Annotated in this window: 1 protein-coding gene; it reads left to right on the top strand. The window is 53.1% G+C overall.

Translation table 11 applies throughout. The features are described 5' to 3' along the window. The coding region (locus tag J7438_RS26095; RefSeq protein WP_209278945.1) for a DUF1601 domain-containing protein at positions 1-912 on the top strand (912 nt) is incomplete at both ends.

Here is a 912-nt window from a genome sequence, read left to right as displayed (position 1 = left end):
GAGAAAGACCATTTGATTCCTCAGCATATCTCCAACCTGCTGTGGGCAGTGGCGAAATTGGTGGACAACGGGATGGAGAAGACACCAAAGCTCAAAGGGGCGGTAGCCGCGCTGTTGCCCCATGTGAAAGCCAAAGCCGAATCAAAAGAAGAGAAAGACCACTTCAACCCCCAGGCTACCGCCAACCTGCTGTGGACTCTGGCGAAACTGGTAGACAATGGGCTGGAGCTGGAGAAGGTAGCGCAGCTCAAAGAGGCCGTGGCCGCGCTGCTGCCCCGGGTGAAAACCAAAGCCGAATCAAAAGCAGAGAAAGACCACTTCAACGTACAGGAAGTTGCCAACCTGCTGTGGGCCTTGGCGAAACTGTTGGACAATGGGCTGGAACCTGAGAAAACACCGATGCTCAAAGAAGCTGTCGTCGCGCTGCTGCCCCGGGTGAAAGCCAAAGCCGAATCAAAAGAAGAGAAAGACCACTTTAATCCTCAGCATATCGCCAACCTGCTGTGGGCCTTGGCGAAACTGTTGGACAACGGGCTGGAACCTGAGAAAACACCGAAGCTCAAAGAGGCCGTCGCCACGTTGTTTCCCCATGTGAAAACAATAGCCGAATCAAAAGTAGACCACTTCAAGCCACAGGAAGTCGCCAATCTACTGTGGGCCATGGCGAAACTGGTGGACAATGGTCTGGAGTTTGAGAAGACACCGAAGCTAAAAGAGGCCGTGGCCGCACTCTTGGCCTATGTGAAAACCAAAGCCAAATCAAAAGAAGACAAAGACCAATTTAACACTCAAGGTATTGCTAACCTGCTGTGGGCTGTGGCGAAACTGGTGGACAATGGGCTGGAGCTGGAGAAAACACCGAAGCTCAAACAGGCCGTAGCCGCGCTGTTGCCCCATGTGACAACCAAAGCC

Source organism: Thalassotalea sp. G20_0, assembly GCF_017744175.1.
In the GTDB taxonomy this organism is placed as follows: domain Bacteria; phylum Pseudomonadota; class Gammaproteobacteria; order Pseudomonadales; family Endozoicomonadaceae; genus Endozoicomonas.
The sequence above is the reverse complement of the archived record's forward strand: the minus strand, read 5'-3'. Positions and strand labels throughout refer to the sequence as shown.